At 53.6% G+C, this 20,456-nt stretch carries 17 protein-coding genes; all 17 read right to left on the bottom strand.

Annotated features, from left to right (window positions below):
- Positions 1 to 15 precede the first annotated feature (15 nt).
- The 17 genes from ETC00_RS17585 to ETC00_RS17505 all read right to left on the bottom strand — a co-directional run bounded on the left by ETC00_RS17585 (position 16) and on the right by ETC00_RS17505 (position 19,771).
- The gene (locus ETC00_RS17585) at positions 16 to 999 is read right to left on the bottom strand and encodes an ABC transporter ATP-binding protein (RefSeq protein WP_171567428.1); all 984 of its coding nucleotides are present in this window, start codon (positions 997 to 999) and stop codon (positions 16 to 18) included.
- Positions 996 to 1,970: an ABC transporter ATP-binding protein gene (locus ETC00_RS17580; protein WP_171567427.1), complete on the bottom strand. Its 975-nt coding sequence runs from the start codon at positions 1,968 to 1,970 to the stop codon at positions 996 to 998. Before ETC00_RS17580 ends, ETC00_RS17585 begins: the two co-directional genes overlap by 4 nt.
- Before the next feature lie 18 nt (positions 1,971 to 1,988).
- Positions 1,989 to 2,819, bottom strand: coding sequence for an ABC transporter permease (locus ETC00_RS17575; protein WP_171567426.1), 831 nt, complete (start codon positions 2,817 to 2,819; stop codon positions 1,989 to 1,991).
- Positions 2,816 to 3,775, bottom strand: coding sequence for an ABC transporter permease (locus ETC00_RS17570; RefSeq protein WP_171567425.1), 960 nt, complete (start codon positions 3,773 to 3,775; stop codon positions 2,816 to 2,818). The genes ETC00_RS17575 and ETC00_RS17570 overlap by 4 nt, the downstream gene beginning before the upstream one ends.
- 31 nt (positions 3,776 to 3,806) lie before the next feature.
- A complete protein-coding gene (locus ETC00_RS17565) occupies positions 3,807 to 5,360 on the bottom strand; it encodes an ABC transporter substrate-binding protein (RefSeq protein WP_171567424.1) in 1,554 nt (517 codons plus the stop codon).
- 68 nt (positions 5,361 to 5,428) lie between these two features.
- Entirely contained in the window at positions 5,429 to 5,905 is a 477-nt protein-coding gene (locus ETC00_RS17560) for an Lrp/AsnC family transcriptional regulator (protein ID WP_171567423.1), read from the bottom strand.
- Positions 5,906 to 6,117: 212 nt separating this feature from the next.
- The gene (locus tag ETC00_RS17555; protein WP_171567422.1) at positions 6,118 to 8,043 is read right to left on the bottom strand and encodes an FtsX-like permease family protein; all 1,926 of its coding nucleotides are present in this window, start codon (positions 8,041 to 8,043) and stop codon (positions 6,118 to 6,120) included.
- Positions 8,018 to 8,788: an ABC transporter ATP-binding protein gene (locus ETC00_RS17550; protein WP_171567421.1), complete on the bottom strand. Its 771-nt coding sequence runs from the start codon at positions 8,786 to 8,788 to the stop codon at positions 8,018 to 8,020. The genes ETC00_RS17555 and ETC00_RS17550 overlap by 26 nt, the downstream gene beginning before the upstream one ends.
- Positions 8,789 to 8,880: 92 nt before the next feature.
- The gene (locus ETC00_RS17545) at positions 8,881 to 9,897 is read right to left on the bottom strand and encodes a sensor histidine kinase (RefSeq protein ID WP_171567420.1); all 1,017 of its coding nucleotides are present in this window, start codon (positions 9,895 to 9,897) and stop codon (positions 8,881 to 8,883) included.
- Positions 9,894 to 10,592 carry a response regulator transcription factor gene (locus ETC00_RS17540; RefSeq protein WP_171567419.1) on the bottom strand — a complete coding sequence of 233 codons (699 nt, stop codon included), beginning with the start codon at positions 10,590 to 10,592 and terminating at the stop codon, positions 9,894 to 9,896. Before ETC00_RS17540 ends, ETC00_RS17545 begins: the two co-directional genes overlap by 4 nt.
- Positions 10,593 to 10,742: 150 nt before the next feature.
- On the bottom strand, positions 10,743 to 11,258 hold the full coding sequence (locus ETC00_RS17535) for a sigma-70 family RNA polymerase sigma factor (protein ID WP_171567418.1): 516 nt from the start codon (positions 11,256 to 11,258) through the stop codon (positions 10,743 to 10,745).
- Between the two features lie 203 nt (positions 11,259 to 11,461).
- Positions 11,462 to 15,604, bottom strand: coding sequence for an FtsX-like permease family protein (locus ETC00_RS20755; RefSeq protein ID WP_253264330.1), 4,143 nt, complete (start codon positions 15,602 to 15,604; stop codon positions 11,462 to 11,464).
- Positions 15,601 to 16,293 (bottom strand): ABC transporter ATP-binding protein, encoded by a 693-nt coding sequence (locus ETC00_RS17525; protein WP_171567417.1) that lies wholly within the window; start codon positions 16,291 to 16,293, stop codon positions 15,601 to 15,603. Before ETC00_RS17525 ends, ETC00_RS20755 begins: the two co-directional genes overlap by 4 nt.
- A 9-nt stretch (positions 16,294 to 16,302) precedes the next feature.
- A complete protein-coding gene (locus tag ETC00_RS17520; RefSeq protein ID WP_171567416.1) occupies positions 16,303 to 16,848 on the bottom strand; it encodes a TlpA family protein disulfide reductase in 546 nt (181 codons plus the stop codon).
- Between the two features lie 25 nt (positions 16,849 to 16,873).
- Complete coding sequence (locus ETC00_RS17515; RefSeq protein ID WP_171567415.1) at positions 16,874 to 17,440, bottom strand: MauE/DoxX family redox-associated membrane protein; 567 nt, start codon at positions 17,438 to 17,440, stop codon at positions 16,874 to 16,876.
- Positions 17,428 to 19,188 (bottom strand): ABC transporter ATP-binding protein, encoded by a 1,761-nt coding sequence (locus ETC00_RS17510; RefSeq protein ID WP_253264329.1) that lies wholly within the window; start codon positions 19,186 to 19,188, stop codon positions 17,428 to 17,430. The genes ETC00_RS17515 and ETC00_RS17510 overlap by 13 nt, the downstream gene beginning before the upstream one ends.
- A gap of 49 nt (positions 19,189 to 19,237) precedes the next feature.
- Positions 19,238 to 19,771: a TlpA family protein disulfide reductase gene (locus ETC00_RS17505; protein ID WP_171567413.1), complete on the bottom strand. Its 534-nt coding sequence runs from the start codon at positions 19,769 to 19,771 to the stop codon at positions 19,238 to 19,240.
- Between the last annotated feature and the right edge of the window lie 685 nt (positions 19,772 to 20,456).

Here is a 20,456-nt window from a genome sequence, read left to right as displayed (position 1 = left end):
GCCTCCGTCCCGCCGTCAGGTCGCCAGCTCGCCTGCATGTACCAGGTGGCAGGAGACGAACTGTCCGCCCCCGATATCGGCCAGGCTCGGCGCTTTGGTCTTGCACAGGTCGGTCGCATGCGGGCAGCGCGGATGGAACGTGCAGCCGCTCGGCGGATTGGCCGGACTGGGCAGGTCGCCGGTCAGCAGGATGCGTTCCCGCTTCTGCCGCGGCTTGGCCACGGGAACGGCAGACAAGAGCGCCCGCGTGTACGGATGGCTGGGATTGTCGAACAGCGTCCGTTTGTCGGCAATTTCCACCACCCGCCCCAGATACATGACGGCCACCCGGTCGCACAGGTGTTTGACGACCGACAAGTCGTGCGAGATAAACATCAGGGTCAGGTTAAACTCTTTTTTCAAATCTTTCAACAGGTTCAGAATCTGCGACTGGATCGAGACGTCCAGCGCCGACACCGGTTCGTCCGCGATGATCAGCTTCGGCTTCACCACCAGCGCCCGGGCGATCCCGATGCGCTGCCGCTGGCCGCCGGAAAAATCGTGTGGATGCCGGTTCAGGTGCTCCTTGCGCAGACCGACGATCTCGATCATCTCTTCGATGGTTGCCAGCCGTTCCTCCCGCGTCCCGATGTTGTGCACCGCCAGCGACTCCATCAGGATTTGCTTGATCGTCATGCGCGGATTGAGCGAAGCGTACGGGTCCTGAAAGACCATCTGCAGGTCCTTGCGCATGCGCCGCATCTCTTCCCTGGACAGTCTGGCGAGATCCTTGCCGTCAAACCAGACCTCCCCTGCGGTCGGTTCCAGCAGCCGCAAAATGGTCCGGCCGGTGGTCGACTTGCCGCACCCCGACTCGCCCACGATACCAAGCGTCTCCCCTGGAAACACCTGCAGGTCGATGCCGTCTACGGCCTTCACGTATCCCTTCGTTTTCTTGAAAAAGCCGGACTTGATCGGAAAGTGTTTCTTAAGCCCTTTTACTTCCAACAGCGGCTTCATGCCTCATGCCTCCCTTCTGCGTACAGCCAGCAGCGGCATTTGTGGCCGTCCAACTGCAAAAGCTCGGGTGGCTGTTCGCGGCAGATCGGCATGGCCTGCGCGCACCGCGGGGCAAACCGGCACCCCTTGGGCATCTGGTGGGGCAGCGGCACCGCGCCCGGGATGGTGTCCAGGTACTCCCGCTCCTCGTCCAGCTCGGGAATTGACTTCATCAGGCCGATGGTGTACGGGTGTTTGGGCTGCTCAAACAGCGTTTCCACGTCGGTCTCCTCCACCACCTGCCCGGCGTACATGACGATGACGCGGTCGCACATTTCGGCGACGACACCCAGATCGTGCGTGATCAGCATGATTGATGTGCCCGTCTTCTCCTTCAGTTCCCGCATCAGATCGAGAATCTGCGCCTGGATCGTCACATCCAGGGCCGTCGTCGGCTCGTCGGCGATGATCAGCTTGGGGTCGCACGCCATCGCCATCGCGATCATGACGCGCTGCCGCATCCCCCCGGAGAGCTGGTGCGGGTACTCCCCGTAGATCTCCTCCGCGCGCGGCATGCCCACCGCTTTCAGCATTGCGATCGCCCGTTCCCTGGCCTGCGCCTTGCTTACTTTCCAGTGCAGCTGGATCGCTTCCTCGATCTGCCTGCCCACCGTGTGCAGCGGGTTGAGCGAGGTCATCGGTTCCTGAAAGATCATCGAGATGTCGTTGCCGCGCACCGCCTGCATCTCTTTTTCCGACAGTTCCAGCAGATTGGTGCCGTTGAACCGGATCGTTCCCTCCGCCCTGCCGTTGGGCGGCAGCAGGCGCATGATCGAGAGGCTGGTGACGCTTTTGCCGCAGCCGGATTCGCCTACGACGCCAAGCGTTTCGCCGGCGCGGATGGAGAAGTCGACGCCGTCGACCACGTTGACGACGCCGTTTTCCGTGCGAAACCGCGTTCTCAGTTGTTCCACTTCCAGTATGGTCGTCATGAGGCTCTCCTCCCCCGTTTATTTCCGCACCCGCGGATCAAGTATTTGCTGCAGACCATCCCCCAGCAGGTTGAAGCCGAGCACGACCAGGAAGATCGCCATGCCGGGGTAAAAAGTGGCGTACGGCGCGACGGACATCAGCGTCTGGGCCTGATTCAACATGCTGCCCCAGGACGGCGTCGGCGGCTGTACGCCCAATCCCAGATAGGAGAGCGAGGCTTCTGCCAGGATCCCCGCCGCCATCGCCAGCGTGGCCTGGATCACGATCGGATTGAGCGCGTTGGGCAGGATGTGGCGGAAAATGATCCGACTGTCCTTGACGCCCACCGCCCGGGCCGCCTGGATGTACTCCATGTTGCGAAGCGACAGCACCTGCCCCCGCGTAATGCGGACAAAGGCGGGAGAAAAGCCGATTCCGATCGCCAGCATGGCGTTGCCGAAGCCGGAGCCGAGCACGGCCGAGATGGCGAGTGCCAGAATCAGAAACGGAAACGCCTGCATCGCATCCACGGTGCGCATGACCACCCACTCATCCCAGAAGCCGCGGTAGTATCCCGACAAAAGGCCGATGGGCACACCGATCAGCATGGCGATGCCGACAGAGATGACCGCCGCCTCAATCGAAATGCGGGAGCCGTGGATGACCCGGGAGAAGATGTCCCGTCCCAGATCGTCCGTGCCAAACGGATGTTCCGCGCTGGGCGGCATCAACACCTTGTCATAGTTCTGCTCGTTGGGATCGTAGGGGGCGATCTGCTCCGCGAAAATGGCGACGACAATCAGCGCCAGAATGATCAATCCGCCGAGAACACCCATGCCGTTGCGCACAAATTTTCGCCATGCGTTCATGATCCTTCCGCCCCTTTCCCCGCCTTGATGCGCGGATCGATGACAGCGTACAGGAGGTCCACCGCCAGGTTTACCACCACGACCAACATGGCCGATACCAGGATCGCTCCCTGAACCGTGACGTAATCCCGCTTGAACACCGATTCCACGATCAGCCGGCCAAAACCGGGAATGGAAAAAATCGATTCGGTGATGACCAGCCCGCCCAGCAGGCCGGCAATCATCAGACCGGAGGTGGTGACCACAGGAATGAGCGCGTTGCGCAGCGCGTGGCCGAGCACGGTGCGTACCTCGTTCAGCCCCTTGGCCTTGGCCGTGCGGATAAAGTCCATGTTGATCACTTCCAACAGGGATGAGCGCAGCATCCGCATCAAGACGGCCGATTCGCGCAGGCCGGTAGCCAGACAGGGCAGAATCATCGCCATGATATTCTGCACCGGGTTTTCGCTGAACGGCACGTAGCCCGAAGACGGCAGCCATTGATTTTCCACAGCGAAGTAAATGATCAGCATCATCGCCAGCCAGAAACTGGGGATGCTCATGCCGCCCAACGCGGCAAACGTGCTGGTGTAGTCAATCCACGTTCCCCTCCGCACGGCTGCCAGGATGCCGGCCGGAAAAGCGATCAGAAGCGCGACGAGAAACGTGCCAATGGTCAGTTCCACGGTAGCCGGCAGCCGCTGTATGATCAGTTCGGAGACCGGCACGCGGTCGGTAATCGACATGCCCAGGTCCCCCTGGAGCACTTTTCCCAGCCAGGAAACATACTGGACCACAACCGGCTTATCCAGCCCCAATTCGGCCCGCAGTTCCTGATACGCCTCCGGTGTCGCCTCCTGTCCCAAAATGACCCGGGCAGGATCGCCCGGGATCAGGTGGATTAAGGAGAATGTCATGATCGACACCAGTAGGAGAATCGGGATTGTCAGCAGCAGACGTCTCACCACAAACATCATGACAATTCCTCCCCGCACTACAGTGTGTCGATTACTGCTTGTCCAGTGTCGCCGTGCGGATCAGGCCGTCCGGCACATAGGTAAATCCGCTGATCTTCTTGTTCATCGCCAGCAGGTTGTACTGGTGATAGACGTAGACGTAGCCCGCCTCTTCCTGCAGGATCTTGACAGCCTCTTCGTACATCTGCCTGCGCTTCGCTTCGTCAATCTCCACGCGCGCACCGACAGCCAGCTCATCCAGCTTCGGAATGCTGATGCGGCCGTCGTTGTTGGAAGTGCCGGTGACGACGAAGTCGTAGAAGTTCTGGTCGGGGTCCTGTCGTCCGGACCAGCCCAGGTTGAGTGCCTCAAAGTCGCCGTTATCCCCTTTTTCAATCAATTGGCCAAATTCCAACTTTTCCAACTGCACGTTGATGTTATACGGTTTCAGCATGTTTTGGATCACGGCGCCGAATTGTTCGTTTTCCGTCGAGGTCGCGATATACATCTTGAAGCTGAATCCGTTCGGCTTGCCGCCTTTGGCCAGCAGCTGCTTGATCTCTTCCGGATTCGGCTTGACCGGCTTGTCCAGCTCGCTGTTGTACGCCAGATTGCCCGGTGCAAACGGCGAACGGCCCGGCAGCGCGTAGCCGTTGAACAGCACCTTGACCACCGCTTCCCGGTCGATGGCCCGCTCCACGGCCTGGCGCAGGTACTTGTTGTCAAACGGCGGCTTGCTGTTGTTCAGATAAAAGCCCATGTAGCCCATGCTGGGTTCGGCCACCAACTGCAGGTTGGCATCTCCCTTGATCGCCGGAATCTCCTTCACCGGCACCTCGTCGATGATGTCCAGCATGCCGGAGCGCAGGTTCTGCACCTTGGCCGTGCCGTTGGTAAACACCTTGTAGGTGACCTCGTCCACGTTCACCTTGCCGTTCCAGTAATTGTCGTTGCGCTTCAACGTCACGTGGTCCCCTTTGACGTGCTCGACGAAGACGAACGGCCCGGTGCCGACCGGATGGTTGAGGAAGTCGTCCCCGTACTGTTTGACAGCCGCCGGTGAGACCATCATTCCCGAGCGGTCGGCCAGGATGGAGATGAGCGGCGCAAACGGTTCCTTCAGTTTTATCTGGACCGTGTGCTGGTCAACGACCGTAACGTCGTCCACCACTTTCAACTCGCTTTTGCGCCTGGATGACTCGCCGTTCATGTTGCGCTCGAAGTTGAACTTGACCGCCTCCGCGTCAAAGTCGGTGCCGTCGTGGAACTTGACGCCCTCCTTCAGCTTGAGCGTGTAGGTTTTGCCGTCCGGCGACACTTCGTACGAGCTGACCAGCATCGGCACGATCTTGCCGCTCGGATCAATGTCAAACAGCTTGTCGTAAAGGCTGGCGTACACCATGCGGTCGACCAGCGCGGTGGAGGTGCTTGGATCGAGCGTCGGCGGATCTGCTTTCAACCCGATGGTGATCACTTTTTTGCCTGTGCCGGCGGTCGGCGCGGTCCCTGCTGTCTGACTGCCGCCACCTCCTCCACAACCGGCCGCCAGCAGCACTGTTCCCAGCAGTGCTGCCAGCAGCGTTTTTCCCATCTTTTGCGACAACATAAGTCCTCCTCCTTCTCTTTGGGTTGCATGAATATGGCAACCGTTCCTGCTGCCAGGAACGATTGTCTTTAACGAATAAAGCGAAAGCGCGATTTCAGTACTTTCAGTTCGTTGATGACGTTGACCTTGGTGATGCCCTCGATTTTGTTGAGCTTGTTCATTAAAAATTGCGACAATTCCTCGTAATCGCGGTTCAACACCTGAATCATCAACTGGTAATCGCCTGTGGTCAGCACAACCAGCCTGACCTCGTAGATGTCCTGCAGTTTCGCCACCACGTCATCCAGTTTCCCCGCCTCTACGGCCACCTGGATCAGGGACTGCACCGTAATTCCGGCCTTGACCGGGTTGACGATCCCGACCAGGCTGAGCACACCCTCGTCCTGCATCTGCTGCACGCGAATCCGTACGGTCTTTTCCGTGACACCCAATTCCTTGGCGATCTGCGTAAACGGCAGACGCGCATTGTCCTGCAGCCTACGGGCGATCGCGTAATCCAAATCGTCCAATTGGGAATACAGTGAGCGATGATATTTTTCGTCCATAACTTCACTACCTTTTTTCGACCAGATTTACCGCAACACATTACATATCACGGCAATAAAATAAATTTTCATGACGAATATCGTCTGTTTTTAGATAATATAATACGATTATCATCTTATTGCAATAGTTTTTGCAAAATTTCTCCAACAACAAAGATCCCGGGCAGCAGGGGCCTCCTGCCGCGCGGGATCAGCGCAGATCGCTTTTTCTATTACAAAACCGCTTTTTTCAAGTGGAACAGGTAGCGGTTGCGGATAATCCAGAAGTAGACGAATTGCACCAGCACAAAACTTGCCAGCACGATCAATGTCGGTTTGAAGACCGATGCGATGAACAGCAGCTTCAAAAAGCTTTGCAGCGACACAAACGCGACGGCGCTGTGGACGATTGCCACCAGGATGGGAGCAAAGAACAACAGGGCGATTTGCGTCGTGACGATTTTGGACAGCTCTTGTTCGGAGAGCCCGATTCTGGTGATGGCGCCGTACTGCCGCTTGTCGTTTTCCAAATCGGTGTACAGGCGGAAGTACAGGAAGCTTGCCGCTGCGACGAAGAACAGGACACCGACGAAGAGACCGATAAACAGGCTGGTGTTGGCCAGCTGTTTCAACATGTAGTAATCCGAAGTGCGGGCGGAAAAGTCGTTCATGATAAAGTCGCTCAACATGGCGTCTTCGTCGCTAAATTCCTGATCCAGCTTTTCGCTGAGCTCCTTCGTCTCTTTCCAGTTGTCCACGACGTAGCCATAGTTATGCTGTTCCTTTTCCGCTTTGACCTGGTCGTACAGCTCATCCTGCACGACGACGAGCGGCTCGCCCCTGAATGGATCCATCAGGGGAACCCCTTCCCCACTTTTGAGCTGAAGGGATGCGCTTCCGATCTGCAGCGTCCCGCTCTTGATCGGCCTTTCGCCGGTTCTTCGCGAGTAGTAGATTGCTTCTCCCTCGACTGCTGTCACTTCCTCGGCGCCAGCCGCGCGGGCAAAGCGGTTGTAATCGGACTGCTTCACTACGGCGACCGCGGAGTAGCGCTTGTCTGCGCTTTCCGGGACGGGCAGGTAGCGCATCGTCAGGGCGTATTTTTCAAAGGAAAAACCGCCTTCAGCCAACGCCGTTTCAATCTTGGCCAGACGTTTCTCCAGATATTCCTGTTCCGCCTTTTTCCCCACATACTGCCGATACTCAAACGCAAACGGATGAGTCTTGACCACTGTTTCCTCAATGGAACTTGCCAGAGCCGCCAGCGTTCCGATCGCGCAAAACGCTACCGTGGAGACGATGCAGACGAGGAAAAACATGCGCGCGTTGTCCTTTACCCGGTAGGCCAGATCGGAGAGGGTCACCAGGTTGGTGCGCTTCCAGTAAAAGCGGCGGTTTCGCTTCAACAGCCGGATCATGAACACGCTCAACTGTGTGAACAGCAGGTAGGTACCGGCAATCGTCAGTGCGCTGACCGGCAGCAGCAGGAGCGGGACGAACATCCCGTCCGCCCTAAACGCCAAAACGTAGGCTGTCCCCAGCAGCCCCGCCGCCAACAGCGAGAGAAAGACCGAGGCTTTCGGCTCCCGTTTTGGCCGCTGGCTTCCCTGCAATAGTTCCAGCAGGTTGCTCCGCCTCAAAAACAGGACGATGCACACGGAGATGGCGACAAACAGGAAGAGGAACGCCGCCACCGTCAAGGCAATCGCCTTGAGCGGGAAGTAAAACGGCAGCGCCTCCACTTCCAGAAGGAAACCGGCAAACAGGAAGAACAGCTTGCACAGCACCATCCCCAAGCCAATGCCAAACACAATCGACAGCGAGCCGATGATGAAGTTCTCCATGAAGATCAGCATGTTGCGCTGAAAGCGGGTCATGCCATGCATGAACAGGATGCCAAACTCTTTTTCCCGCTTTTTCAAAAAGGCACCGACGCAGTAAAACAGGAAAAAGAACGAAAACAGGTAGATGATGTACTCGGCCACTATCATGCCTATTTTCACGTTGGCGTTAATATTTCCGTTCTTAATCTCCGGGTGGAAGATAAACATCGCGTAGATGAAGAAAATCATCACGGAAAAGACGCTGCTGATGAAAAACGCGGCATAGGTGCGCTTGTTGCGGGAGACGTTTTTAAACGCGAATTGCCGAAAGGTCATGCGCGTTCCCTCCCAACAGAGACAAGGCGTCGATGATTTGCTGGAAAAACGCCTGCCGGCTCTCTCCCCGGTACATCTCGTTGTGCAGTTGTCCGTCCTTGATGAAAATGACGCGGTGACAGTAGCTGGCCGCCAGCGGGTCGTGGGTGACCATCATCATTGTTGTGCCGTCGTTCTTGTTGATCGCTTCCAGCGTCTCCATCACGCTGCGGGAGGCTTTCGAATCCAGGTTGCCCGTCGGTTCGTCCGCCAGCAGGAGTGACGGCGAGTGGATGATCGCCCGCGCAATGGCCGCCCGCTGCCGCTGGCCGCCTGACACCTCGTAGGTGCGCTTGTCCAGGATGTCGCTGATGCCCAATTTGACTGCCACGGTTTCAAGCTTCTCCTGCATGACGCGCACGTTTTCACCGTCCAGCGTCAACGGCAGGATGATGTTTTCCCCGATGGTCAGCGTGTCCAACAGGTTGAAATCCTGGAAGACAAAGCCCAATTCCCGGCGGCGGAACAGGGCCAGCCTGCTCCCTTTCAACAGGTGGGGATTGGTGCCGTTCAACAGCACCTCTCCGGAAGTGGGCTTGTCGATGGTGGAGATCATGTTAAGAAGCGTCGTTTTCCCGCTTCCGGACGGCCCCATGATGCCGACAAACTCCCCCTTGCGAATCGTAAAATCGATGTCGGTCAGCGCGCGATACGTGACCTTGCCGCCGTATATTTTGCTGAGTTTCCTGACTTGCAACATGTCCATATACGCGTCTCCTTTCGTTTGAGATTTTCCCATGCAGTCTTCTGTTTCCACACTTCCCACTATACGGACACGCGCGCTGTCAAGCTATCGAATTAGCTTTCATCCTCCTTACGATCTTGTAAGGTTGGGACGACGGCAGAAAAGACGATGCGCACCGACGTGCCCTCCCCCACCTTTGAGTCCAGTTCCACCTTGTGATGCAGGCGGCCGCAGATTTCCCTGACCAAATACAGCCCCATGCCGGTCGATTCCGGGTAGCGGCGGCCGTTTTCCCCCGTAAAGTACGGCTGAAACACGCGGTGGACGTCCTGCGGGGGAATGCCGATACCGTTGTCCCGCACTTCCAGGACCACATCCATTCCGCGCGAGTAGGCGAGGATGGCCACTTTGCTGCTTTTGCCCGCGGAGTAACGGACGGCGTTGGTCAGCAGTTGATTCAGGACGAACGACAGCCATTTCTCGTCCGACTCCACCGTAAACCGCTCGTCCACCTTCACTTCGGGATACACCTGATTGCGGATAAACATTCGCTTGTTCTCCGACACCACCGCCTGGACCAACTGCCTAAGCACAACCGGTTCGATGAGGAAATCCTGTTCAAACCGGTCCAGCCGGGCGATGTACAAGACCGTCTCCAGTCCACGCTTGATCCGGTCCACCTCTTCGCGGACACTCTCCGCCCGCGGATCGGGGTCATCCTGCAACAGCAGGTGAATGACCGAGATCGGCGTTTTCATCTGGTGCACCCACTGCTGGATAAACGTCGTGTGCTCCCGCTGCTTCGCTTCGTAGGCGTGGAGCTGTCCCTTAAACAGCCGGTACAATTCCTGAAACGTCTGGTCGACCGCGCGTCCCAGGGCGGCGTTGCCGTGGTGCTGGTTCAACTCCTCCAGCGATTCGATTGGATTGCTGAGCCGTTGGTAGACCTGCCGGTTCAACAGGTAGCGGATGACCAGGTAGCTGCCGGCAAAAAACGCGCACAGAAACACCCCGTAGCTGGTCAGCAAAGGGTTCCAGTAGCCGGCCAGCGCAAAGATGAGCACCAGCAATGCCAACTGGACAAAGAAAAACACGAGAAAGACGATCTGGTCTTTCCAAAACAGCCTCATCGTCCGTCCTCCCAGGTGACCCGCAGGCGGTAGCCGGAGCCGCGAACCGTCTCAATCGCTCCGTCCAGATTCAGGTCTTTCAACTTGCTGCGCACGCGCGTAATGTACACGTTTAATGTGTTTTCATCCACGAACTGCTCGTCCCACAGCTTCTCCAGCAGGCGTTCGCGGCTGACGATACGCGGGTACTGGTTGATCAGCGCCTCCAGGAGCAGGGCCTCTTTTTTGCTCAGCTCCACTTTTCTGTCAGCGATCACCAGCTCCATCCGCTCCGGAAACAGCTTCAGCCCGGCTACCTCCACCGTCCGCTCCCCTTCCTGAACGGCGTATATCCCGTAGGCGCGGCGAAGCTGGCTGCGGATTTTCGCCAGCACTACATCGTAGTCAAACGGCTTGGTGATGTAATCATCGGCACCGTTCTCCAGCGCCATCACCTGGTCCATCTTGCTCTCCCGCGCAGAAATGAACAGAATCGGGCAGTTGGACACCTGCCGAATCTGCCGGCACCAGTAAAACCCGTCGTACTTGGGCAGGTTTACGTCCAGCAGCACCAGGTCGGGCTTCACCTCGCCAAACACCTCCATCACCCGGTCAAAGTGTTCGATCGTAACCGCGTGATAGCCGTATTTCTCCAACTGGTTTTGCAGCAGTTTCGTAATCTTCGGATCGTCTTCCACGATCATGATGGTCGACATCGGCATACACCTCGCTCTTATACTCCCTAGTTTGTACTATACCAAAAGACTTCCAGCGGCAGTAAATAGACGGGTCCCGCCGGATTTGCCTGCGCGTTTGCCGGGCACACGAAAAAGGGATGGCGCTGTCGTCCATCCCTCGGGGGGTTCCTATCCTTGGGCAGCCATGAGCTTTTGCAGTTTGCGGATGCCGCGGAAGTGCAGAATCTTCACGGACGCTTCCGACTTGCCCAGGACTTTCGCGATTTCGTTCATTTTCAGGCCGGCCAGGTAGCGCAGCGAGATGATGCGGCGTTGGTCTGCAGACAGCGTCCGCACGTTTTCCCACAGCGTGTCATGGGATTCCCGGCTCAGCACCCGCTCTTCCGGCAGCTTGTCTTTTGCCTTCATCGCCGCAAACATCTCGGTGTCGACCGGGCACTCCCGCTTTTTGCGCAGGTAGTCAACCAGGGTATTGTGGGCGATGCGATAAATCCAGGCGCCAAACGGATGGCGCCCATCGTACTGGTCCAGCTTGGCGTACACCTTGATAAACACGGTGGTCGTCAAATCCTCCACGTCCCAGACATTTTTGACGCGATAGCGGAAATACCTGTAAATGCTGGCGGAATACTCTTCGTAAATGCGCTGCTGATTCCATTGTTTTTGCATGCTTGTGGTGTTCATGGTTTTCTCCCGTTTCCCCATCAAGGTTTGCAATTGATTTGTCTTTATTGTAAAAGCAGGCGGCTGCCCGAGCTATCGGGTTACATTTCAAGAACCTTACATTTTTGTAAGGTGGGAAACGGGCCAGCAACGAAGTCAAAGCTATCTGCTCCAAAACAAAACGCAATCAGGGGGCAAACATCTGGGTTGGCCATCTTTCATCCTTACTGCAGTTTGAGCCAGGAGGAAAAATACGTCTCTGTCACCGGGAAATAGGTCGTCGCAAACCGGATAAACTCCTTGGTGTCCACCTGTTGATAGGCATATCTCTCGTAATACGCGCGAAGAAAACGCCAGCCTTCTTCCACATCGCCGTACTTGGAGACCAACTCCCACAGCCGCAGTGGCGGAACGACGTAAAACGCTCCGTAGGTTTCGCCGTCATACTGGTCCAGCGGCAGATTGGACGGCTTCTCACCAGCCCGGTTGGCTCGAGCGAAAACCTCCTCCTCTGTCATCTTGTCGTGACCAAGCAAGAACAGAGAGACCGCGAATTCGGTTATGCCCTCGTCCAGCCAGCCCTCGTGATAGGGGTCGTTTGCCACAACAGCGTAGAACCATTGATGGGCAATCTCGTGAACGACCGTTTTTCTCAATGATGCAAGGTCGTCTTGCGGAGCGACGGTTACGATGCCGGGATACTCCATACTGGCGCCATCGTCCAGCATGATGTCCAGTTGCCGATGGGGATAGCTGCCGATCTTGTTGATGAAAAACGGCACGGCCTCCCTGGCGGCTGCCAGCACCGATTCCATTTTCCCCCTGTTCACTTCCTCGCCAAACACGCGAATCTGTACTCCGCTTACGTTGTCGGAAACGGAGGTAAGGCCGTTTACGACCGCAGCAAACACTTCTCTGACGCGAGAAATGGTCACCTGCCCCGTCTCTGTCGCTTCAACCGGATCTTGATCAGACGAACTGACGAACAGATACCCTGTTGGAATGTGATAGGAAACGGTAAAATCAGCATGACCCGTATGATAGGATTCGCTGCTGATCCGGAAATCCTGTTTGTTCCATCCATTGTGGTACGTAGCCAGCATCGGATAGGCCTGGGCCAGGTAATAGCGTTGCCCTTTCCTGGCGAAACGAATTCCGTCCTTCGGGACCGTAAACGTGTACGAGATGCGTACTTCCCGCTTTTCGCCCGGTGCCATCCCCTCCGTCAGGGGAATGGTGAGCGTATCATGTGTAAGCTGGTAATCCGTTTTCTGCCGATCCAGGTGGAGGCTGACGATCTTCACGTCGGCCGCGTCCTTTACCGTATGGGGCTTGTTGGCGTTGGTAAACGCGTTGGGAATAAAGTAAAACAGCAAGCGATCCCAGGTATCCGGCGAATGGTTTTCCACCACAATCGTCGCCTCAGCCGTAAATTTCCCGCTGTGATCCATGTGAAAAGCCAACTGGTACGTTCCTTTGCTCCCGTCTGGAACCGGACGGGGATCAAATCCGGACAGATCGCTAACCTTGCCCGGTCTGTCTTTGGCTCCGTCCCCTGTTGACTGATTGGGTGCGTATGCAGAAATCGATATATCTGCCTCCTGGCGGGGATTCATCTGCCACAACCGGGTCGTGCCGATTGCAGCTCCTAACAGGCTGGAAACCAGCAGCACCGCAATCGTCAACTGCAGCTTCCGTTCCGTACGCTGACGATTTCGTTGTGATCCGCGAATGCCTGCGGCCGGCCTTAGGCGCATCGCCATTACCGCCGGAAAAAGAGCCCCGAGGAGGGCTGCCAATATCGGAATCAAGCCGACCCCCATCAGCCACAGGACATCGAGGCCGGGCAACTGACGGTACATCCACGCAATCAAGGCACATCCCAAAGCCAGCCCGCATCCGGAAGCGAGGAGTCCGCACATCACCCCTTCCCATACGATCAGGCGAAAAATAGCCCCGCTGCGCCAACCGACGGCCTTGAGCAACAGCAGTTCCGCTTTTCGTTCCATGACGTTTTGCCACATGATCTGCGCCGTTGTCAGCACAGCCAGTGCCAAGGCGAGTATCATCGCGATGTAATGGACATCCCCGATCTCAACGGCCACATACTGCCCCAGCCACGACGTGTACAGAACTCCCTGCAGGCGGTTCGTGACAAACTCATAAAAGACCAGAAAGCAGGTGGGCACCGCCATGGAAAAGACGGACAACAGACTGCGGCGATACCTTGCCAACAAATGGCCCCAGGCCAGAGAAAACGTTCCCTTCACCCGCACGGTCCGTCGAGTCACGGGACGCATCTCGCCATACCGCATGATTACGTGCGGCGTTATCTTGCGGACTAGCCATGCAGCCGGAATCGCCGCAAGCACATAAATGACCAGACCGCACAAACCGATGAAAAAAATACGCCACACCGGCACCGCTGCTTGTTGCTGCCATACAGCAAATCCCGCGATTGCCCAGCTAACCAGCGCGGCCCCTCCCCCCAACAGGGCCGCCTCAACAAACATCATGCCCGCCACGCGTCCGGGCCGCCAGCCGACAGCAAGCAGCAGACCGAACTCGTCTGTCCGGGCGTACAGCGTAACCAGATTGGTGGCGAACACGTAGGCAACAGCTATGAGCATCACGATACCAATCACCCCGGAAAAGCCCAGCTTCGTCTCCTGAACCAGGGTAAAAGCCGTCCCAAGCTTGATAAAAAACTGCTCCATCCACCCCGACTCGTCGTACGTACCGTTTTTCGGGATGTGAACGAGAACGGGCTGGGGAGACGATCCCAGGGTGATATCGACGATCAATCCTGTCTTGTTTTCGATCTCTTTCGCCAATAATTCTAGTTTTTCCTTATTCTCTTCACTTACCTCCTGCACTCCCTTTACCTTCAGCCGAATCGCGGCAATCGGTTTGTCACCCAACACCTCTGCTGCCGCTTCCAAGGTAGTCAACAGCAGAGGTGGACTGGTAAGAAGTCCAAACGGATTGTCAGTCGGTTTCACCTGTACCGGGGGATTTAATGGTTTGTCGTTTTTGTCCAGCACCAACCGCCCAGTAGCGGGCCGATAGGTTTCCATGGGCAGCTCGCTGTCCGGTTCTTTGGAAATACGCAACTTTTCGGGATCGTAAAACCCTATCCAGTAAGGGGTTATTTTCCGGTTTTTCCAATCAACAAAAAAATGGGTGGAGCGAAAGGAGTTGGGATATCGCTCGGGCTTCATTAAGAAGTATGTCTGAAGTTCTGCCGGAATATGGGGCTGCACCGGTATCGCCTCGTACCCGTAAGGCCAGCGTTCTGGGTAAGGACTGCTCACTTTTCGCAGGGAAAGCGAAGAAGGCTTTTCCAAAATTAGTCCACCGAGAGAGGCAGACTGGCCACCGTGATCATCGCGTGAAAAAGGCTGTCCCGTTTCAGGGTCCACGCCCGACAAACTGGCCATAATCAATTGGTGCATCTGCCGAGAGTCAAACTCATATTCCAGCCGTTCTCCAGCGCTTTTTTGTTGGTGCAGATAGGAAACCCCTCCGTTCTTCTTCACCTCTTCCATCGTCCGGTTGGCATCTTCACTCGTCGCAAACGGGAGATCCAAGCGTTCGTACCTGTAAGTAACCTTCAGGTCGCTGTCCATTCTGCTGCTCATCAGGATGGGCAGATGCATCACCTTTCGTCCGTCTCCCACATTTATCGTTGTCACTTTGTCCTGTTCCGTAAAATACCGGCTTTTCCCTATCGGCAAGACGGCTTGATCCAATCCGACCAACGCCGCTTCTGCCTGAGGATCGATGCCAACAACCAGCAGTTGTTGATTGATTCCTCCGCCCACATCTAGTATCCATGATTCCACCCCATAGTCACGCAGCGCCTGTTCCCAATCGGTCGGCATGCTCCAAGGGCCGACGGTGTAATACCTTGTCTGTTGCATCATTAGATTGGGTTGTACGCCATCGTTGGCATATACTTCCACAACATGCCGATAGATTCCCGGTTGTTTTGGCTTGCTGATCTTCCCAAACGAAAAAACGGGCCTGTCGTATCCGATAGGGGCCAGCGGTGCGGCAACTTCTATATCTGGCATTCTTTTGATCGCCTCGTAATCCGCGAGGCTGATTCCCCCGTGCATACCGCTCAGATAGTTGGGTTCCAATAGCCCGTCCCGTTCCGTGACACTGCGTGTATCCGGGGGACGAACCACCAGATGATAGGTCGCCTTCCAGCGCTTTTGCAAAATATCGTGGGTCGTGCCGCTGCTGCTCTCCGTAACGCCGATAAAGTAACTGAGAACGGAACTGACGGCCAACATCCCGACCAGCAGCAGGAGAAAGCGTTCGGGGTGACGCCACCACTGTGTCCAAATATACCGAATCATCCCGTCTCCTTCCCGGAATCGGACACGATTCGCCCATCGCGCATCTCGATGATCCGATCCGCTTGATCAGCTAAGGTTTGATCATGCGTGATCAAGACAATGCCGCTACCGTGCTCCTGCTGATAGGTTCGCAGCAGTTTCACGATGTTTTCACTGTTTCTCGTATCCAGATTGCCAGTCGGTTCATCGGCAAGCAGCCAGTCCGGACGATTGACCAATGCACGGGCAATCGCCACGCGCTGCTGTTCCCCGCCCGATAATTGGGACGGCAGTGCATCGCTCTTGGCCTCCAGCCCCACCCAGGCCAGCAGTTCCCGTGCTCTCGCTTTTTTGTCATAGGAAACCTTTCGCGAAAACAACGGTGCCATCACGTTCTCCAGCGCGGTCAACGCGGGCAATAGATGAAATTGTTGGAACACGAACCCGATGTGCTCAAAACGGAAATCGGCAATTCGCTTCCCCTTCAATGCCAGAACGTCCACGTCACCGTATCTGATCGTTCCAGCCGTCGGTCGGTCAAGCGTGCCGATCAGGGTAAGCAATGTCGTTTTTCCCGACCCTGAGGGGCCGAGAATTGCGGTAAATTGTCCTTTGTCCAGCGTCAAGGTGACGGATTGAAGCGCTCGGGTAACCACACCGTCACCATGGTAGGTTTTTTCCACGTCCACAAGTGTGATGGCTGTACTCATTGGTTCCCCCTAGCTTACTTTTTCAGACGATAGGCCAATCATGTCCATAATATTCTCGTAACTGGAAACGGATTGGGTGGCTAAAATGATTCCTTCCCGGTCGATCAGCATCGCGGTTGGCACCGAATGAATCAGGTATGTATTCATAAGTCCATCCGAACGAATGAGATGAACACCATCTGGCACCTGCAAGCCTTCTTCGTAGTAGATTGGATTGGACACAACAACAATTCTGAGATCGGTGTAATGTCTTTTTACATGAGCTAATTCAGGTACCACGTGTTTGCATGTTCCGCACATGTCGTTTGTAAATACCATCAACGTATTTTTTTCTTGTTCATCCGGCATTCTTACGATTTGCCCATGCTGATCCTTTTCCCGGAAAAAAGGCGCTTTGTCTCCTTTGGCTAAAGTTTGCGGCTCTAACCGGATGTCCCCCAGCCGAAAACGATTTAAAAATTGGACAACCAGACGAACAAAAACGAACAGGATAAAGGTTTGAATAAAGACGACCACCCATAATAAAAGATTTGAGATTACCAATTTGTTATCCATACTTCCACTCCCCGCATGAGTTAAGCTAGCTTCTCCGGAAGCTCTTGATTCGTTTTGATAATTCCCAAAGGTGATTGGAGATGATAACCATCATTACAACCAACCATGAAACAATCACGACTTCAAAGATTCGTGGATAAAAAAGCTTGAAAGGCTCTCCTCTCAACAAGTTGTCCGTACTTACCCACGCAGACGGATAAAGGAAAAGCCATCCTCCCATTATCATCAAAGTGAAATTGCGCAACACAAGCCACCAGGACAGGGTGTGATTGCCTGCAATACCGCCACAACCGCAAGATACCTCCCTGCGCCCACGCACGAGATTTATTGCGATCGCGCACGAGTAGACGGCCAGAAGCAATATGCAAAGCAAAGCAGCAGCCTGTTGAAACAAACCGACACATAACAGAATCCCTGCCGCCAATTCTGTTGCCATCTCCGCACGTGCAAACGGATATGCGAGAGAAGGAGGGAGGATTCGGTAGTTGATAACAGTGGCTACATGCTCCTCCTTTTTTCGGAATTTCGTGACACTTGTACTCAAAAACAGGGTTCCCAGAATCACTCGTGCAAATAAACTCAGTTCCTCCATCCTACCACTTCCTTCGTGTATTCGCTTTCTGCGGAAAACCATTGTGCCTGCATGGTATACATGTGGTAATACTCTTGCCTGAGTTCCATCAACTCTTCATGTGTACCCATTTCCACAATTTTTCCTTCCTTCATGACAATAATTCTGTCGGCCATTCTGGATGCTGCCATCCGGTGCGAAATAAAAATGGCGATTTTCTTATCAGCAAGGAGTTTAAAGTTTTGAAAAATTTCCATTTCAGCTATTGGGTCGAGCGAAGCGGTCGGTTCGTCTAGAATCACTACTTGACTGTCGCGAAACAAGGCTCGCGCTAATGCTATTTTTTGCCATTGCCCACCTGAGAGGTCTTCTCCGTCCACCAGTAGTCTGCCCAAGGGTGTCTCATATCCTAGCGCGAATTGTTGAATGAAGGAGTCTGTTCCGCTTACTTTTGCAACGGCCTGAATCCTCTCCCAATCATCCATTCTCTTAATATCGCCAACTGCAATATTCTCTCGAACCGTTAAATGATATCGAATAAAATCCTGGAAAATCACTGTAATGTTACTCAGCAATTGTTTTTGGTCAATGTCATAGATATTTTTTCCATCTATTTTAATCTGTCCGTGAAGAGGGGGGTACAAGCCCATTAGACATTTAATCAACGTGGTTTTTCCCGACCCATTTTGCCCTATGATGGCAATCTTCTCCTGGGGATTAATATGAAAGGAAACATTGGACAAAACATCCCGGTCACCATGAATATAGCGGAACGAAACATTTTCAAACGTGATTCCCCTCTGGATGGGAGTAGGAAATGGTTCTTGACCCTTGTTAATCTCGATGCGCGGTTCATTAATCTCAAAAAATTGATAAAAATCTTTGATGTACAACTTCTCTTCATACAACTTTGCAAGAAGCGTGGAGATACGGTTCAATGTTCCTTGTGTTCCCTGTATCGCCTGGATAATAGCAATGAAATCGCCAATGCTCATTTTCGTTGTGCGTGCCAACCATATCAGAGCAACTGCCATGCCCATGTAAAAAAAGGACGAAACAGCCTCCATGCCAACCTCTGCACCCTGCTGCCTCCTTTCCAATCGAAGCGTTTCGCTCGCATTCTGTACAAATTTTTCAATCCATCGATTGAGAAAGAAGGAAGCCAACCCAAACAACCGAATTTCCTTCGCCGATGTTCGATCCTGCAGCAGGTATTTATAGTATTCCGCCTCACGGGCTACCGGGTTTTGCTTTACATGGAGACGGTATCTGAGTTGACTATATTTTGCTTGAACCAAAAAGATGGGAATTGTCGCTAAAAGACTTACAAGCAAAAGGCTCCAATGAATTACAATCAAAAAGGCCGCGTACGAACACAAACTGAGTGCAGCTTCAAACATATCAATCATGGTTCGTACAGGTGATAAAAATCTTGATCCTCCCCCCGATATCCGTTGCAAATGATTGTGATATTCTGCCAGATCAAAATACATGACGGGAACTGACGAGGTGTTTGCCAATATCATGTGCTGAACGTCAAATTCTACTTTATATACCATCTGTTTATCTAAATATTCCTTAATATTCTTGCTTAAAGATGAAAGAACTGTAATTGAAAATTGTCCGATCAGCAACCAGACCAGAGCAACATACTCCCATGTATCACTCTGGATGAAACGAGTGACTTCATCAATTAACTCTTTTGAAATCCACAAAGTTAGAAACGGGAAGCAACCGTTTACAATACTTAATGTGACGGATGCGATCATCCACCACTTTCCTCTTTGCCACACGAATTGAATCGCTCTCACAAGATAACTACTTTTCATTTCCTGCACCTGTTTTGCCAATGGTTTGTGCCAGGTATTTCATCAAATAAGGAACCAGCAAAAATTCGCGAAGTACGACTCCCTCTTGGTTAATGACAAGAAATGTAGGGAATTTCGTGATACCAAGCCGTTTCAGATTCTTTCTGTAAAATGGTATAATATCCACAAAACGGTTATAGTCGTCATAAAATTTTTGAAAGTATTCCGCTTCATCTGCTTCTGTTATACAAGCAAACGGTAGTTGCCATCTTTCATTCTCGCGCAAAAATTCGGACAATGCTTCATGACAAGGCGGGCAAGTCGGCGATGATACTAACAGAACAGATATCTTATCTTTTACGGCAGCCGGTAAAGCCAACATGTCACCAATCGATTTCCCAACTGATTGTTGAATGGGCTTCGACCGGTAACGCGCTTGGGGAAGAAAGGAGATCTCCATTTTTAGCTTTTTGAGGAACATAACGATTTGAGCCGACAGGATCCCCCATCCTAAAGCCAAGACAATATATGAAGTAAAAATCATTACATCCCCCACCTGAACATATGTGTCTGCTCATAGATAGTGGAAAAAGGAGGTCGCCTTCATAAAGGCCTCCTTTTTCCACTACCACACAAGTATTTTGATGGCGTTTGCGCTATGAACCTCTGATCTTTGCTGATGAAATGGTTAGCAGCATCTCACTTTAGTTTCCTCACATCGTTCACCGCTTCTCGTGTCATACGTGTACTTAATATACGTTTTGGTACCGTAATCCGAGAAACAGTCAGACCAAGTGGCCAACTCGCATACATATTTGGGGCCACCGATGAATCCAGGTCTGTCGCAAGCTTCGTACATAGGAGCTACCCCAAACAAATTTGAAATTTTTTGAAACATTCCCAATCACCTCCTTGTCTGTATGTTATTTAATTCTTTATTTTCTGTCAATTGATATTTTCCATATAATGTTTTTATTATTTCGCATTATAGAGTTATTTCTCAATTTACTGTCATCAACAACAATAAGGAATATGAAGGGTATTTTTTGACTGACTGAAGACTTTCGCAAGCGAATAACAAAAAAAAAACGCCCCCGGCTTCTGGTCAAGACCCCATTTTGTAGACACTTAAAAAACCCCCGGCCGTTAGGCCGCATGCTGACGCCTGTACTCGACTGGCGTCAGCTTATTTAATTTGATTTGCAAACGCTCCTCATTGTAAAAACGAA

The sequence above is a fragment of the Brevibacillus sp. MCWH genome, assembly GCF_013096935.1.
Classification (GTDB): Bacteria; Bacillota; Bacilli; order Brevibacillales; family Brevibacillaceae; genus Brevibacillus; species Brevibacillus aydinogluensis.
Note: the sequence above shows the minus strand (reverse complement) of the source record. Positions and strands in the feature narration are given on the sequence as shown.

What these genes read in the sequence shown, in the direction of transcription:
- ETC00_RS17535 (WP_171567418.1), bottom strand. Translation starts at nt 11,258, where the DNA reads ATGAACACCACAAGCATGCAAAAACAATGGAATCAGCAGCGCATTTAC.
- ETC00_RS17505 (WP_171567413.1), bottom strand. Translation starts at nt 19,771, where the DNA reads ATGATTTTTACTTCATATATTGTCTTGGCTTTAGGATGGGGGATCCTG.
- ETC00_RS17560 (WP_171567423.1), bottom strand. Translation starts at nt 5,905, where the DNA reads ATGGACGAAAAATATCATCGCTCACTGTATTCCCAATTGGACGATTTG.
- ETC00_RS17540 (WP_171567419.1), bottom strand. Translation starts at nt 10,592, where the DNA reads ATGTCGACCATCATGATCGTGGAAGACGATCCGAAGATTACGAAACTG.
- ETC00_RS17585 (WP_171567428.1), bottom strand. Translation starts at nt 999, where the DNA reads ATGAAGCCGCTGTTGGAAGTAAAAGGGCTTAAGAAACACTTTCCGATC.
- ETC00_RS17510 (WP_253264329.1), bottom strand. Translation starts at nt 19,188, where the DNA reads ATGATCGCATCCGTCACATTAAGTATTGTAAACGGTTGCTTCCCGTTT.
- ETC00_RS17545 (WP_171567420.1), bottom strand. Translation starts at nt 9,897, where the DNA reads ATGAGGCTGTTTTGGAAAGACCAGATCGTCTTTCTCGTGTTTTTCTTT.
- ETC00_RS17525 (WP_171567417.1), bottom strand. Translation starts at nt 16,293, where the DNA reads ATGAGTACAGCCATCACACTTGTGGACGTGGAAAAAACCTACCATGGT.
- ETC00_RS20755 (WP_253264330.1), bottom strand. Translation starts at nt 15,604, where the DNA reads ATGATTCGGTATATTTGGACACAGTGGTGGCGTCACCCCGAACGCTTT.
- ETC00_RS17550 (WP_171567421.1), bottom strand. Translation starts at nt 8,788, where the DNA reads ATGGACATGTTGCAAGTCAGGAAACTCAGCAAAATATACGGCGGCAAG.
- ETC00_RS17575 (WP_171567426.1), bottom strand. Translation starts at nt 2,819, where the DNA reads ATGAACGCATGGCGAAAATTTGTGCGCAACGGCATGGGTGTTCTCGGC.
- ETC00_RS17520 (WP_171567416.1), bottom strand. Translation starts at nt 16,848, where the DNA reads ATGGATAACAAATTGGTAATCTCAAATCTTTTATTATGGGTGGTCGTC.
- ETC00_RS17580 (WP_171567427.1), bottom strand. Translation starts at nt 1,970, where the DNA reads ATGACGACCATACTGGAAGTGGAACAACTGAGAACGCGGTTTCGCACG.
- ETC00_RS17555 (WP_171567422.1), bottom strand. Translation starts at nt 8,043, where the DNA reads ATGACCTTTCGGCAATTCGCGTTTAAAAACGTCTCCCGCAACAAGCGC.
- ETC00_RS17570 (WP_171567425.1), bottom strand. Translation starts at nt 3,775, where the DNA reads ATGATGTTTGTGGTGAGACGTCTGCTGCTGACAATCCCGATTCTCCTA.
- ETC00_RS17515 (WP_171567415.1), bottom strand. Translation starts at nt 17,440, where the DNA reads ATGGAGGAACTGAGTTTATTTGCACGAGTGATTCTGGGAACCCTGTTT.
- ETC00_RS17565 (WP_171567424.1), bottom strand. Translation starts at nt 5,360, where the DNA reads ATGTTGTCGCAAAAGATGGGAAAAACGCTGCTGGCAGCACTGCTGGGA.